This window comes from Arthrobacter sp. ISL-48 (assembly GCF_018613805.1).
GTDB lineage: Bacteria > Actinomycetota > Actinomycetes > Actinomycetales > Micrococcaceae > Arthrobacter.
Window position 1 is genome coordinate 75,142 of sequence record NZ_JAGGPL010000004.1, and the last position, 14,221, is coordinate 89,362.

Sequence of the window (14,221 nt, forward strand, 5' to 3'; positions counted from 1 at the left end):
GCACACACTATCCATACGATGCGGCGGGTCGCAGCAATATCCGGCACGGACACTGCCGCGCCTGGAACTCAGGCCATGGTTTCCATATTGCGAGAAAAGTATCTTGCAACTCGAGATTCGCTAGGCTGTGGCTACCATCCGATTGTGACTGCATATCAAAGGAGCGTCAGTGACCAGCAAGAAGGAAAACGCACGAGTGGCAGTGGTCACGGGGGCTGGCTCGGGCATCGGCAGGGCCGTTTCCCGCCTGATGCTCGCCGACGGCTACCGGGTTGCGCTTGCGGGGCGCCGCGGGCCTCAACTGCTCGAATCAGCGGACGGTCATCCGGCTGCGCTCGCGGTGCCGTGCGATGTCACGCAGCCGGACGACGTCGAGCGCCTTTTCACTGCCGTCCTTGAGCGGTGGGGGAGGGTGGACGTGCTCTTCAACAATGCGGGGATCTTTGGCCCGGCGGCCTCCGTGGACGAGATTAGCCTGGAGGATTGGAACGCCACGGTGGCCGTCAATCTCACCGGCTCCATGCTCTGTGCTGCTGCCGCGGCACGGGCCATGAAGGCGCAGGATCCGCAGGGCGGGCGGATCATCAACAACGGTTCCATTTCAGCCCATTCGCCACGGCCGCGGACCGTGGCTTACACCGTCACCAAGCATGCGATGACCGGACTGACCAGGAGTATTGAGCTGGATGGCCGGGCCTTTGGGATTACGTGCGGGCAGATCGACATCGGCAACACGGCAACGGAAATAATGGATGCAATCGGCGTGGGCTCCGGCGCGCTCCAGGCGGACGGGAGCCGTCGCGTTGAACCCATGTTTCCCGTGGAGGATGCTGCACGGGCCGTATTACTCATGGCCAACATGCCCGCATCGGCCAGTGTCGGTTCGCTGGTGGTCACGGCCGCCGGGATGCCGTTCATTGGACGCGGCTGAACGATGACGTTCAGATTCCGCAATATGGAAATGCAATTCCCTCTTGCGGAAAGAAGTGACCGGGGTTACTTTTGAAAAAGACCCCGATCTCCGGGGCTGTTCCCGATTGATAGGTACAGATCAATGAAGATCCCAGATTCCGCGGCGCTGAAGGCGAGTTCGGCGCCGCTGAAGAAGAAGCCCCTGTATAGGTCGCTCTTCTTCCAAATTCTGATCGCCGTCGTTGCAGGTGTCCTGATCGGACATTTCTGGCCGGACCTTGGCTCCCAGTTGAGGCCGCTGGGCGATGGATTCATCCAGCTCATCAAGATGATCATTGCGCCGCTTATTTTCCTCGTGATTGTCACGGGCATTTCGGCCGTAGGCGACGTCAAGGCGGTCGGAAGGGTAGGCGTCAAGGCACTCCTGTACTTCACAGCGGCCACCCTTTTCGCCCTGGTCTTCGGGCTGGTCGTGGGCAACATTGTTCAGCCCGGTGCCGGACTGAACATCGATCCCAGCACCCTGTCCCAGGAAGCCCTCACCGCGAAAACGGGCACCACTCCGCCCAAGGACGCGGCCCACTTTATCCTGGACATCATTCCCACCAGCGTCATCGGTGCCTTTGCGAACAACAGCCTGCTGCAGGTCCTCTTCTTCTCGGTGTTTTTCGGCTCCGCCATAGTCGTGGTCGGCCGTGCGCGCTGTACGCCCGTCATCAGCCTCATGGAGACCGTCCTTGAGCTCATTTCCTGTCGATCTCGCTGCTCTTCCTCGCCCAGGCCTTCGGCCACAATCTTGACCTTGGCCAGCAACTGGCGGCACTCGGTGTGTTGCTCCTGACGTCCAAAGGCATGGCCGGCGTTCCCGGCTCCTCGTTCCTGGCCCTGTCCGCAACAGCCGCAGCACTCGGTATTTTCCCGGTTGCCGGCGTCGCCCTGCTGCTGGGTGCGGACCGCCTGATGGACTCGATGCGCGTGGTGGTGAACCTCCTGGGCAACTGCGTGGCCACCTTCGTGGTGTCCAAATGGGAGGGCCAGTTCGACCGCAGTGTGATGGTCAGGGCCTTCCGGGGCGAAATCACCAACCACGATTCCGCAATCATGCTCGGCGTTGAAGATGACTTCGAAGACCAGGAGCTGGAACGAATCAGCGGCGGGCAGGAACCTTCCCCCAAGTTCCGGGGCGGACCCACCCCGAACGACATCCCAGAATTCCAGATGAGCAGGCCCGCCCACGTTTCCTTGCCGGAAGCGGCCCCGGGACCGGCACCGCGCGAGTAGGTTCCCGCCCCTTGGAACCCCGTCCTGGCAGAGGGCGGGGTTCCGTGCGTCGTGCTGCCACGGCAGTGCGCCCATAGCCTAGGATCGGCTCATGACTGCAAACAGGGGACTTGCACTTTTCCGTTTATGGTTCGCGCTGCTGGGGTTCATGGCGGTGCTGTTCCAGTTCATGCATCTGATGCAGAACGTGCCTGGCGCCAAGGCCGGGAATTACTTCAGCTACTTCACCATCGAGTCCAACATCATCGCATTTGTCACCCTGGGAATTGCAGGCTGGTTCGCCTGGAAGGGCGAAAGTCCGCGCTGGCTGGAACTCCTCCGGGGTGCTGCCACCGTGTACATGACCATCACCGGAATCACGTACAGCCTGCTGTTGAGCGATATCGACGTCAACACTCCCATCCCCTGGATCAACGTGGTACTGCACTACACGGTGCCCACAGTCATCGTCATCGACTGGCTGGTGGACTTGCCCAAGACGCGGATCCCCATCAAGGTGTCCTTGCTGTGGCTCGGGTTTCCGCTCCTATACCTGGCCTATAGCCTGGTCCGCGGACCCATCGTGGACTGGTACCCGTACCCTTTCCTGGATCCGCGCGTCGACGGCTACGGCACAGTGACCATCATGTCCCTCCTGGTTGCACTGGCGGCGTTTGTCTTTGCCGTGTTGGCGGCCCTTTCCACCAAACTCCAGAACACGGTCCCGCACCCGGCCACCGTGGCCGACACTGCGCGGCCAACAGCCTTGATCGAAAAAGCTTAGAGCGGCAGGAGTCCGGAGAGGTCGGCGCGCAGTCCGGACGCTGCCACCCGGCCGGCCGCCACGGCGTCTGCCCAGCTCAACTGACCGGTGACCATCGCCAGCCAGGTGCCGGCGTCGCACTCAATGACGTTTGGGGGAGTTCCGCGGGTGTGGCGTGGCCCCTCCACACATTGGGTGACGCCGAATGGCGGCACCCGTACTTCCACGGAGTTGCCGGGGGCGCGCGCGGTGACCTCTTCCAGCGTGTACCGCACCGCAGTGGCGGTGACGCTGCGCGGGACGGGAACATCCGACGGCGGGCTGGCGGCTTCCTGCCAGGCGGCCAGTGCCGCCGTGCCTTCTTCGATACCAATACGACGGCGGGCTACGGCCATGCGTCAGGCCTCCCTTCAGAATGGGTTTGCAGCAGGAACCAGGTCAGTCGAGCAGTGCGGACACTGCCGGGCCCAGCCGGATCTTGCCAACCGGCCGCCCGCCGCCCAGCACCGGCTCAACCACTTTTTCCAGAACACTGGAGACGCCCGGAATGTCCACCGCTCCGGCCGCCGCCAGGAGGGTCAGCCCCACCAGGGAGGTGGCGCGGAGGTTACCGTCGAGCATCTTGACAGCCACGGATACGCCCTGCGGGGTGGCCATCACCAGCACTCCCTCCGCCCCGATCTTGGCGATGATCTCCAGCTCGTCCATCACAATGGTGTTGGCCTCGCCGCTGCCCTGAACCGCCCAGGGGTAGTCGAGCATGGAGGTGGCGATAGTGGCGGCACGGGCGTTGGAGTTCCTGTCCCCGGGAGCCTTGGCCAGCAGCGAAAAGGCGCGGGCCAGCCCGGTGAGCGAAATTGCGGCCACCGGGGCGCCGCAGCCGTCGATGCCCAGGTGTGCGATCTGTTCGCCGGCGTATTCCTCGATCACGCTGCGGACGCGCTGCTGCAGCGGGTGGTTGGGCTCGAGATAGCTGTGGGTGTCCCAGCCGTTTTCCGTGCAGGCCCAGAGGAAGGCGGCGTGCTTGCCGGAGCAGTTGAAGGCGAGCTTGGACTTGCCGCGTTCCGAGCGGACCAGCCAGTTCCGGGCTGTCTCATCCTGCGGCCACGCAACCGGGCACTGGAGCTGGTCCTCCCGTACTCCCGCAGCCTTGAGCATCCCCTCCACCACGTCCATGTGGTCCAGGGAGCCCACATGGCTGGCGCAGGCAAGGGCCACTTGAGCGCCACGCAAGGGGACGCCGGACTGCATCGAGGCCAGGGCCTGCAGTGGCTTGAGCGCGGACCGGGCGTAGATGGGGGTAGCGACGTCTCCCAGTTCGGTGACCACCGTGCCGTCCGCCGCCAAAACCACTGCCGAGCCGATGTGTCGGGACTCGACAAAACCGCTGCGTTCCACCACAGCCAGTTCGACGGCGGAATCCACGGTAAAGGTGGCATGGGGGTTGTGCGGCATGATGCCAGTCTAGGGGCCGGGAACGGGAATCCCCGGCTACTCCACGGTGACCATGACGGACTGCCAGCCGGAGGCGCCGTCGGGGACTGGATCGGCGCGCTCGTCGGTCTGCACCTCGCCGGTTCCGTCGGTGGCGCGGGCCCTGACGTAGTGCGGCCCGGGGGTAGCTTCCCAGTCGAAGGACCATTGCCGCCACGTGATCAGGGACGCCTCGGCGGACAGCACGGCCTCGGCCCATCCGCCGTTGTCGATCTGGACTTCGACCTTGGTGATGCCGCGGGTCTGGGCCCACGCCGTGCCGCCGATGGTCATTCGTCCGGCCCGCACCCTGGCGAAGGATTTGGGTACCTCTACCCGTGCCATGGTCTTGATGGGCCCGCGCTCGGACCATCCGCGCTGCGTCCAGTAGGCCTTGCTGTCAGCGAAGCGGGTCACCTCAAGGTCCACCACCCACTTGGTGGCCGAGACGAAGCCGTACAGCCCCGGCACGACCATGCGTACGGGATAGCCGTGTTCCAACGGTAGCGGCTCGCCGTTCATAGCAATTGCCAGGATGGCGTCCCGGTCATCCTGCAGGACCTCCAGTGGCGTGGAGGCGCTGAAGCCGTCCACAGACGTCGAAAGCACCATATCCGCGCCGTCGCGGGGACGCGCCCGCTTGAGGACTTCGCGGATGGGCAGCCCCAGCCACCTGGCGTTTCCGGCGAGGTTTCCGCCCACCGGATTGGAGACACAGGTGAGGGTCACGTGGGATTCGATGAGGTCGGCGTCGAGCAGGTCCTGGAACGTCAGGCGGACCTCCTGCTCAACGAGGCCGTGGACCCGCAGTTCCCAGTCCTTGGCATCGATCTCGGGCACGCTCAGCGCGGTATCAATGCGGTAGAAATCGCCGTTGGGAGTCACCCAGGGCGCGACGCCGGCCACCGGGGACTGCACTCCGGCGGGCACGGCCGCGGCCATTCTCACCGGGGCAGGTAGCTGCAAAGCCTCCCTGGCCTGGGCGATGTTGCTCCGGGCGGCACCCAGGAGGCGGCCGCCGGTGGCGGCGATTCCGGCGACCGCAGCCGTGATACCGGCCGCGGCGAAGAACCTGCGCCGGCTGGTGGCGGGACGCCCTGGCTCTTTGGCGGCCGTGTCGGACGGGGCATCCGGCCAGTGGTTCAGTCTCCACAGCGGGGAGATCAGGAGCCGCAGCACCACCAGCCCGGCCAGCGTGCCCGCCAGGGTAGGGATGGCATCCACCGGCTTGACGCTGGCCCGCGTCACCACGCTGGCCACGATCACCGCGCCCATCAGCAGCACACCGGCCACCCCCAGCGCCCACCTGCGGTAGGCAACAACGCCCAGCACGCAGGCCAGCACGAGGATGGTCAGGCCCATGCCAGCGAATAGTGCGGCCTTGTCATTGGTGCCGAACGTGGCGATGGCAAAGTCCTTCATCCACGGCGGCGTGAAGTCGATGAACGTGGACCCCAGGGCGATCAGGGGAGTGGCCCGCGCCGTAAAGAAGGCCCCGATCAGCTCCGCAACGGAAAGTACGACGGCGGCAGCCATCACGCCGGCAAGCGCGGCCATGGCGGTGGGCCCCTTGAGCCAGTTCATGAGCTTCTTCATGCCACTGGTTCGTAGCGGCGGCCACGGTGGATTGTTGCGGATGGTCCGTGGAACGTTTGCCGACCCGCAAAGGGTCCCGTCCGGGAGACGGAGACGCAGCTTAGGAGCCAGCCGGGTGCACAAAGTACCCTTGGTGACTGTGAAGGTACTCGTCATCGGCCCCGGAGGCCGCGAACACGCCATTGTCCGCTCCCTGCTCGCCGACCCCAACGTGTCCGAGGTCCACGCAGCCCCCGGCAACGCCGGCATCAGCAAGCTGGTCCCCATCCACGACATCAACGGCAATGATCCAGAGGCCGTGGCGGCCCTGGCCACCAGGCTGACCGCGGACCTGGTGGTTGTGGGCCCCGAGGCTCCCCTCGCCGCGGGCGTGGCCGACGCCGTTCGCGAAGCCGGCATCCCGGTGTTCGGGCCCAGCAAGGCGGCAGCCCAGTTGGAGGCCTCCAAGGCATTCGCCAAGGAAATCATGGCTGAAGCAGGCGTGCCCACCGCCATGGCCATGGTGGCCGCCAACGCGGAGGAAGCGGCCTCGGCGCTGGACACCTTCGGCGCGCCCTTCGTGGTGAAGGACGACGGCCTGGCGGCAGGCAAGGGCGTTGTAGTCACCAACGACCGCGAGGAAGCCTTGGCGCATGCCCAGGCGTGCTTTGAGGCAGGCGGCACCGTGGTGATCGAGGAATTCCTGGATGGACCCGAAGTCTCGGTCTTCGTCCTGTGCGATGGGCGCAACACGGTGGCGCTCTCCCCGGCCCAGGACTTCAAGCGCATCTTCGACAACGACGAAGGGCCCAACACCGGTGGCATGGGCGCCTACACACCACTGGAATGGGCTCCCGAGGGCCTGGTCCAGGAAGTCATCGACCGCGTGGCCCAGCCCACCATCAACGAAATGGCCCGCCGCGGCACTCCGTTCGTGGGTGTGCTGTTCGTCGGCCTCGCCCTGACCTCCCGCGGAACCCGCGTCATCGAGTTCAACGTCCGGTTCGGCGATCCCGAAACCCAGGCCGTGCTGGCCCGCCTCAAGACACCACTCGGTGCGCTGCTGCTGGCAGCCGCCAAAGGCGAACTGGACCAGGCAGAGGAGCTGCGCTGGTCAAAGGAAACGGCTGTCGCCGTCGTCGTCGCGTCCGAAAACTACCCGGATGCGCCGCGCATCGGCGACCGTATCCGTGGGCTCAAGAAGGTGGATGAGCTGGAGGGGGTGCACGTGATCCACGCGGGCACCGCGTTCGACGACGAAGGGAAGGTGGTCTCTGCCGGTGGCCGCGTGCTCGCCGTGGTTGCCCTCGGCAGTGACCTCGTTGAAGCACGCGAAAGGGCGTACGACGGCGTGGAGCTGGTCCAGCTGGAAGGCTCCCAGTTCCGAACGGACATCGGGGGCAAGGCGGCCCGCGGTGAGATCAAGGTGTCATCCAGCGCAACAGCATCGCTGCCCGTGACGAAGACGAAGGCATAGCATGACTGAGAATTCCTCCCTCGAACCGGCGGCCACAAAGGGCCTGAAGACTGAAACCCTGGACCTGCCGGGCTGGAAGCACGTCTATTCGGGCAAGGTCCGGGACCTGTATGAGCCCGTCGACGAATCCATCCGCGACCAGGCGGGCCAGGACTGCGTTCTGGTGGTGGCCAGCGACCGCATCAGCGCCTTCGATCACGTGCTGGCCAGCGAAATCCCGGATAAGGGACGCATCCTTACGCAACTGAGCCTGTGGTGGTTCGACCAGTTGGATGTGATGCACCACGTGCTGGCGTCAACAGTGGAGGGCGGTGTTCCCGCTGCCGTTGAAGGCCGTGCCATGATCTGCAAGAAGCTGGAGATGTTCCCTGTGGAGTGCATCGCCCGCGGCTACCTCACCGGTTCCGGTCTTCTGGAGTACAACGCCTCAGGCACTGTCTGCGGGATACCCCTTCCGCCGGGTCTGGTGGACGGTTCCCGGCTGGAGACGGCGATCTTCACCCCGTCCGCCAAGGCTGACCTGGGCGAGCATGACGAGAACATCACCTACGACGCCGTGGTGGCGATGGTAGGGGACGACATCGCCGCGCGGCTGAGCGAACTGACCTTGAAGATCTACAACACCGCGGAGAAGATCGCCCGGGAACGCGGCATCATTCTGGCTGACACCAAGGTGGAGTTCGGCTACGACGCCGTGTCCGGTGCCATCACTCTGGGCGACGAGGTGCTGACGCCGGATTCTTCGCGCTTCTGGGACGCGGGAACCTACGAGCCGGGCAAGGCGCAGCCCTCGTATGACAAGCAGTACGTCCGGGACTGGCTGACCTCGGCCGAATCCGGCTGGGACAGGAACTCAGACACGCCCCCGCCGGCGTTGCCCGAGGAGGTCGTGAGCCGGACCCGCGGCCGCTATGTGGAGGCTTACGAGAAGCTGACCGGAAAAGCCTTCTCCTAGCCTGCCTTCGCGGCCTTATCCGCCTTGGCGGCGCGCTGCTGGGCGAGATTGATCTCCAGGACGGCGTCCAGTGCCTGCTGAACGCGGTCCTGGGCGCCGGCGGCACTGAAAGCTTTCTGCGCCTCCTTGAGGTAGACCAGGGCTTCGTCGGACTCGCCGGCAGCCTTGAGGGATTTTCCGAGCAGGAGCGACACTTCACCAGCTGTGTGCTTGGCGAGGGCGCCGCGTTCCGCGTGGATTTCGCGGAGCTTCTCGACGGCGGCAACGATGTCGCCGGTGAGGTAGAGCCAGCGGGCGCGGATGAAGGCTACTTCCAGATGATCGGTCTTGTTGCCGCCGACGATGGACAGCGCCAGTTCGGCGCGTTCGATGGACGTCAGCGTTTCCGGCTCCACAATCCCCGAGGACAGGCGCACGGCAGCCGATGCCTTGTTGAAACGGGCCCAGAGTTCGATGTCGTTGGCGGGGGAGAGCATCCTGGCCGCCCGCTCGTGGTACTTGATGCCCTCGGGGTAGTCATGGCGCATGAAAGCCACGTTGCCGATGACCCAGGCCACTTCGCCTGCGAGCTGCGACATCGAATGCTCGTCCACCTGGTCGTTCATGTCCTGGCAGTACTTCCACGCCTCGTCCAGCCGGCCGCTCTCCGCCAAGGAGCCGATAAGGGCCCGGTGCGCGCCGATGATGAGCGTTGAGCCATTGGGGAGCTGGGAGCAGAGCTTCACGGCTTCCAAAGCGTGGTCCACGGCTGTACTCAGCTGGCCCTGCCCCTGGCAGATCCCGGCGAGCATCTGGCGGGCGCGCACGGCGAGGCCCACGGATTCCGTGGCCATCGGGTGCTCCAGCAGATGCTCCATGATCTTCTGGCACTCTTTCCAGTTGCCCTGCTTGATCAGGCACTCGGCCTGCATGTACGTCATGTTCCACCACGCGCTGGTGTTCTTGCCTTCAAGGGCGATCTGCGCCGCCGTTGCAGCGTGGCTTGCAGCGAGTGGATAGTCCCTGAGGTCCCATGCCTGGCGTGCGTAGAGACCGGCCAGGACGTACTCGGCATCGCTGACTGAAATCGGTTGGCTCCAGGCCTCCAGCGCCTTGGGCGCCAGCTCCAGCCTGCGAGCGAGCTCCTCGATCACTTCGGCCGTGGGCTCCCGACGGCCGGTTTCGAGCAGGGAGATGTAGCTGGGGGAATACAGGTCCTTGCCCAGTTCAGCCTGTGTCAGCCCACGTTCGAGACGCTCCGCTCTGAGCTTCTCCCCGAATCCGTTGCCCACGGGATATCCTCCTAATTCCGGACAGTCTTTATACTCAATGCTTGACAGTCCCTGTGGAAAACATTTTACAATGTATGTCAACAAGGACAGTGCTGATTTTGTAACGAATCCGACCCGTATTGAGGAACTTATATGTTGAAGAAGATTGCAGCCGCAGCCGTATTGGCTGGGGCCCTGGCGTTTTCTGCGGCGGCCCCGGCCGTCCTGTCTGCTGGTTCCGTCGCTGACACCACTGGTGTCTCCGTGGCAGTAGGGAACTGGCCTGATCCCATGTCCAAGCCGGTCAAGGACAAGACGAAGGACAAGGATAGCGGCACTGACTACACCACGTACGTCGGCAACTGGCCCGACCCCATGTAATAACTTCTCACAAGGAGGCGAGGCCCTGGGACATGGCGGTCCATGTTCCGGGGCCATTCCTTTGCCCGTATGACACCGCTGCCCGTATGACATCGGTGCGTGGGTATGACAGCGGTGCCTGGGCAAAGCAAAAGAGGGCCTCCCCAAGGAGACCCTCTTGTTGTTGGTCGGGATGACAGGATTTGAACCTGCGACCTCTTCGTCCCGAACGAAGCGCGCTACCAAGCTGCGCTACATCCCGATCCGCTGCAAAAGCAACTTTACAAGAATAGCCGATGCCTGGTCCCGATGCGAAATCCGTGGCGGCGGAATCTCCGCAGGTCTGGAGCGGCCGGCGGTGGCCCCATGCGGGAACACGCCGGCGCACCGCTCACAGGTGGGGAAACCCACCGACCCACTCAAACCAGCGAGTCCTTCCAGGCGCCGTGGAGGTCGGCGAACCGTCCGCCGCCGCCGATCAGCTCCGCGGGGGTGCCGTCCTCCACGACCCGCCCATCGTGGATCACGAGCACCCTGTCGGCCGTTTCCACCGTAGACAGGCGGTGCGCGATGATGAGCGCCGTGCGCCCTCCGGCCCGGGACTCGGCACCCGCGGCAATGCCGGCGTCGGACGTTGCCTGCAGGAGCCGCCCCAGGCCCGTCTGGACGAGGCGTTCGGAGGGGATGTCCAGCGACGAGGTTGCCTCATCCAGGATCAGTACTGCCGGCCGGGCCAGGAACGCCCGCGCGAAGCTGATGAGCTGGCGTTGGCCGGACGAGACGCGGCCGCCGCGCTTGTTGACGTCGGTGTCGTAGCCTTCGGGAAGCTCCGTGATGAACTCATGGGCGCCCACGGCACGGGCCGCCTGCACGATCTCCTCGCGGGAGGCCTCGGGCCGGCCCAGGGCGATGTTGTCCGCCACCGAGCCGCTGAAAAGGAATGCTTCCTGGGTGACCATCACAATGTTCCGGCGCAGGTCCGTGGTGCTGAGGTTGCGCAGGTCCACGCCGTCCAGGGTCAGGGTGCCGGAGGAGACGTCGTAGAACCGGGCGATCAGCTTGGCCAGGGTGGACTTGCCGGCGCCCGTCTGGCCCACCAGGGCGACTGTCTGACCGGCGGGGATGTGCAGGTCCATACTGGGGATGATGACCGGACCGTCGCCGTAGCGGAACTCCACCCCGTTGAAGTCGATGGCACCCTTGGCGTCCCGCAGCGCCACAGCATTCTTGGGCGGGCGGACGGTGGGGATTTCCTCAAGCAGTCCGGAGACCTTTTCGAGGGCAGCCTGGGCGCTTTGGAAGGAGTTGTAGAACATGGCCATCTGGTCCACCGGCTGGAAGAACCGCTTGGTGGACAGGATGAGCGCCAGCAGCACGCCGACAGCCAGCTCGCCGTTGAGGACCCGGAAGCCTCCAACGAGCAGCACCACGGCCACGCAGATATTGCCGATCAGTACCAGGCCGGGCTGGAAGATGCCGTTGAGGTTGATGGAGCGCACCGTCACCAGCCGGTAATCCTCCGCCAGCTGGCCGTACTCCGCGGCATTCTCGCGTTCCTTGCGGAAGGCCTTCACGGCGCGGATGCCGGTCATGGTTTCCACAAAGTGCACGATCAGCCTGGCCGACACTACACGGGACTCACGGAAGGCGATCTGGGAGTGCTTCTGGTACCAGCGGGACAGGAAGTACATCGGCACGCCTGCCGCCAGCACCAGGAAGCCGCTGCGCCAGTCCAGCGCGAACACCGTGATGGCCGTGAAGATCATGAACAGAATGCCCGAGGCCAGGGAGCTGACGCCGGAATCGAGGAGCTCGCGCAGCGCTTCGAGGTCTGAGGTCTGCCGCGCGATGATCCTGCCCGACGTATACCTTTCGTGGAACTCCAGGCTCAGCCTCTGGGTGTGCCTGAAGACCCGGACACGCAAGTCCAGCAGCATCGCCTGGCTGAGCCGCGCGGTGGAGGTGACGTACAGGGCGGTGAGTGCCGCCGTCGCGATGGCGGCGGCCAAATAACCGACGCCGGTGAGCACCAGCGGCAGGTTGTCGCCCGCTTTCAATGCGGGGAGCGCGTGGTCGATGCCGAAGGCGATCAGGGCAGGTCCCGCCACCCGGGCTGCCTGCGAAAGCACGACGGTGGCGAGGGTCAGCCAGAACCTGAGCCGCACCGGACGGATCAGGGAGCCCAGAAGGGCGAGCGACCGCCGTCGTACGGCTTTGCTGTCACTTTTACTGAGGTGCGCGTTGTCCTCGTTGGCAGTGCCGAAGGTTGCGGTGCTCATCGGTTGATCTCCTCTGCCTCGTCCTCGAGCGCCGACAGCTCCGAATCCAGCAGGTCGGAATCAAGGTCCCGGGGCTCCTGCTCCAGGCTGGCGATCACGTAGCGGTAGTGGTGGTTTTCCGCCAGCAGCTCTGTGTGGGTTCCGACGGCGGTGATCCGGCCTTCTTCGAGCAGCGCCACCCGGTCGGCAAGGGCCACGGTGGACGGGCGGTGCGCCACGATCAGCGTGGTGGTGTCCTTCAGGACGTGGCGGAGCCGGGCCTCCACCAGCTCTTCGGTGTGCACATCCAGGGCGGAAAGCGGATCATCCAGCACGAGGACCCGCGGCTTGGCCGCGATGGCGCGGGCCAGTGCGATCCGTTGGCGCTGCCCGCCGGACAGGCTCAGGCCCTCCTCGCCGATCAGGGTGTCCACGCTCTCCGGCAGGGAGTAGGCGAAGTGTGCCTGGGCCACGTCCAGCGCTTCGTCCAGGACCTCCTCGGTGCGTTCCGGGGCGCCCAGCAGCACGTTGTCACGGACGGAGTTGGAGAACAGCGTGGTGTCCTCGAAGGCGACGCCCACTACGCGGCGCAGCTCTTCGACGTCGAACTCGCGGATGTCCACGCCGTCGATGGTGATGGCGCCCTCCGTGACGTCGTACAGCCGGGGGACCAGCTGGATCAGTGCGCTTTTTCCACTTCCCGTGATGCCCACCAGCGCCATGGTTTCCCCTGGCCGGATGTCCAGGCTGATGCCCTTGAGGATGGGCTTGTCCGGCGCGTCCTCAAACGCGAAGGTGGCATTGTTGAAGGCCAGCGTGCCCCTGAGCTGCGCGGGTTTCCGGGGCTCGGGTGGGCTGGTGATGGTGTTTTCCGTGTCCATCACCTCGTAATGGCGGTCGACGGCGGTCTTGGCTGTGAGTGCCATGGCCAGCAGCATCCCCGAGAATTCCACCGGCGAGGCGATGACTGCCGCGGTGGCAAAGAAGGCCACCAGGGCGCCGATACTCAGCTCGCCGCTGGCGCACAGCATCACGCCCGCCACCAGCCCGGCGCCAAGGGCCAGTTCCGGCAGGAGGGTGACCACCAGGGTGAAGGTCGCCTGGTGCCGGGCCTTGGAAATCTCCGTCTGGCGCAGTTCCTCTGCCTGTTCATTGAAATTCTCCAGTGCCTCCCGGCTGCGGCCGAAAGCCTTGAGAACACGGATCCCGTGGACGGATTCCTCCACGGTGGTGGCGAGGTCGCCGGCCTGGTCCTGGCTGCGCCGGGCCACCTTGCTGAAACGGGTCCGGAAGCGGAAGCTGGAGATCGTGATGGGCACGGCGGCGGCCAGGAAGATCAGGGCCAGCTGCCAGCTCATGGCGAACATCACGGCGATGCCGATAATCACCGTGAGCGTGGTGACCACCAGCATGATGGCGCCGAAGGCCATCCACCGCCGCAGGAAGTTCAGGTCCGTCATGGCGCGGGAGAGCAGCTGCCCTGAACCCCAGCGGTCGTGGAACGAGACGGTCAGGTCCTGCAGGTGGTCATAGAGGGAGACCCTCATCCGGGTCTCCACTGTGGTTGCCGGGTTGATGACGAACTGGCGGCGGAGCGCCACGAGTCCTGCCTCGCCAATGCCCAGGACCAGGATCACGACGGCGGCAGCCCACACGGCGTTTGGGTCACCGCCGGGCTGGAGCGATTGGTTGATCAGCACACGGAGCACCTGGGGGATGGTGAGTGCCAGGACGCTGGCCAGGAGTGCGCAAATAAGCCCCATAAGGAGCCGGGGGAGGATCGGTTTTACGTGAGGATAAAGACGGCGGATTGATGTGAAAAATGAAGTCTGCTTGGCCATGCCCGCTTCTCAAGCTCTGATCGAATAGTTTCCCGTAGCAACAACCTTATGCCATCGGGTGACACGATTCACAGGATCTTCGGCCCGGACGGGAGCT

11 protein-coding genes, 1 tRNA gene and 1 pseudogene are annotated in these 14,221 nt (G+C 64.9%); 6 read left to right on the forward strand and 7 right to left on the reverse strand.

Translation table 11 applies throughout. The annotated features are described in order from the left end of the window. Positions 1–169 precede the first annotated feature (169 nt). The 3 genes and pseudogenes from J7E83_RS09205 to J7E83_RS09215 all read left to right on the forward strand — a co-directional run bounded on the left by J7E83_RS09205 (position 170) and on the right by J7E83_RS09215 (position 2,956). Entirely contained in the window at positions 170–931 is a 762-nt protein-coding gene (locus J7E83_RS09205; protein WP_214961281.1) for an SDR family oxidoreductase, read from the forward strand. A 123-nt stretch (positions 932–1,054) separates the two neighbouring features. After that, positions 1,055–2,193: pseudogene (locus tag J7E83_RS09210) on the forward strand (cation:dicarboxylate symporter family transporter). A gap of 91 nt (positions 2,194–2,284) precedes the next feature. Continuing rightward, entirely contained in the window at positions 2,285–2,956 is a 672-nt protein-coding gene (locus J7E83_RS09215; protein WP_214961283.1) for a Pr6Pr family membrane protein, read from the forward strand. Here J7E83_RS09215 and J7E83_RS09220 read toward each other — a convergent pair. From J7E83_RS09220 to J7E83_RS09230, 3 genes are read right to left on the reverse strand one after another with little or no spacing between them, the layout of a single operon-like run. Next, positions 2,953–3,330 (reverse strand): sterol carrier family protein, encoded by a 378-nt coding sequence (locus tag J7E83_RS09220; RefSeq protein ID WP_214961285.1) that lies wholly within the window; start codon positions 3,328–3,330, stop codon positions 2,953–2,955. The two genes, J7E83_RS09215 and J7E83_RS09220, sit on opposite strands and share 4 nt — an antisense overlap. Positions 3,331–3,373: 43 nt before the next feature. Beyond that, positions 3,374–4,390, reverse strand: coding sequence for an asparaginase (locus tag J7E83_RS09225; protein ID WP_214961286.1), 1,017 nt, complete (start codon positions 4,388–4,390; stop codon positions 3,374–3,376). A 36-nt stretch (positions 4,391–4,426) separates the two neighbouring features. Next, complete coding sequence (locus J7E83_RS09230) at positions 4,427–6,004, reverse strand: molybdopterin-dependent oxidoreductase (protein WP_214961288.1); 1,578 nt, start codon at positions 6,002–6,004, stop codon at positions 4,427–4,429. A 139-nt stretch (positions 6,005–6,143) separates the two neighbouring features. On the opposite strand from J7E83_RS09230, the gene purD reads away from it, so the two are divergent. Both purD and J7E83_RS09240 read left to right on the forward strand, forming a co-directional pair. Further along, entirely contained in the window at positions 6,144–7,460 is a 1,317-nt protein-coding gene (purD, locus tag J7E83_RS09235; RefSeq protein WP_214961422.1) for a phosphoribosylamine--glycine ligase, read from the forward strand. Position 7,461: 1 nt separating this feature from the next. Further along, positions 7,462–8,415, forward strand: coding sequence for a phosphoribosylaminoimidazolesuccinocarboxamide synthase (locus J7E83_RS09240; protein WP_214961290.1), 954 nt, complete (start codon positions 7,462–7,464; stop codon positions 8,413–8,415). Here J7E83_RS09240 and J7E83_RS09245 read toward each other — a convergent pair. After that, positions 8,412–9,686 (reverse strand): helix-turn-helix transcriptional regulator, encoded by a 1,275-nt coding sequence (locus J7E83_RS09245; protein ID WP_214961292.1) that lies wholly within the window; start codon positions 9,684–9,686, stop codon positions 8,412–8,414. The two genes, J7E83_RS09240 and J7E83_RS09245, sit on opposite strands and share 4 nt — an antisense overlap. 132 nt (positions 9,687–9,818) lie before the next feature. Between J7E83_RS09245 and J7E83_RS09250 the strand changes: the two genes are divergently transcribed. Further along, the gene (locus J7E83_RS09250; RefSeq protein WP_214961294.1) at positions 9,819–10,046 is read left to right on the forward strand and encodes a hypothetical protein; all 228 of its coding nucleotides are present in this window, start codon (positions 9,819–9,821) and stop codon (positions 10,044–10,046) included. Between the two features lie 164 nt (positions 10,047–10,210). Here J7E83_RS09250 and J7E83_RS09255 read toward each other — a convergent pair. The 3 genes from J7E83_RS09255 to J7E83_RS09265 form a co-directional block, all read right to left on the reverse strand. Further along, positions 10,211–10,287: transfer RNA gene (locus J7E83_RS09255), tRNA-Pro, on the reverse strand. A 157-nt stretch (positions 10,288–10,444) separates the two neighbouring features. After that, a complete protein-coding gene (locus J7E83_RS09260; protein ID WP_214961296.1) occupies positions 10,445–12,304 on the reverse strand; it encodes an ABC transporter ATP-binding protein in 1,860 nt (619 codons plus the stop codon). Beyond that, a complete protein-coding gene (locus J7E83_RS09265; protein ID WP_214961298.1) occupies positions 12,301–14,124 on the reverse strand; it encodes an ABC transporter ATP-binding protein in 1,824 nt (607 codons plus the stop codon). The genes J7E83_RS09260 and J7E83_RS09265 overlap by 4 nt, the downstream gene beginning before the upstream one ends. Positions 14,125–14,221 lie beyond the last annotated feature (97 nt).

Bases quoted from the DNA above. Each gene is read 5' to 3' on its own strand.
- J7E83_RS09220 (WP_214961285.1), bottom strand. From the start codon at position 3,330: ATGGCCGTAGCCCGCCGTCGTATTGGTATCGAAGAAGGCACGGCGGCA.
- J7E83_RS09240 (WP_214961290.1), top strand. From the start codon at position 7,462: ATGACTGAGAATTCCTCCCTCGAACCGGCGGCCACAAAGGGCCTGAAG.
- J7E83_RS09260 (WP_214961296.1), bottom strand. From the start codon at position 12,304: ATGAGCACCGCAACCTTCGGCACTGCCAACGAGGACAACGCGCACCTC.
- J7E83_RS09230 (WP_214961288.1), bottom strand. From the start codon at position 6,004: ATGAAGAAGCTCATGAACTGGCTCAAGGGGCCCACCGCCATGGCCGCG.
- J7E83_RS09215 (WP_214961283.1), top strand. From the start codon at position 2,285: ATGACTGCAAACAGGGGACTTGCACTTTTCCGTTTATGGTTCGCGCTG.
- J7E83_RS09250 (WP_214961294.1), top strand. From the start codon at position 9,819: ATGTTGAAGAAGATTGCAGCCGCAGCCGTATTGGCTGGGGCCCTGGCG.
- J7E83_RS09265 (WP_214961298.1), bottom strand. From the start codon at position 14,124: ATGGCCAAGCAGACTTCATTTTTCACATCAATCCGCCGTCTTTATCCT.
- J7E83_RS09225 (WP_214961286.1), bottom strand. From the start codon at position 4,390: ATGCCGCACAACCCCCATGCCACCTTTACCGTGGATTCCGCCGTCGAA.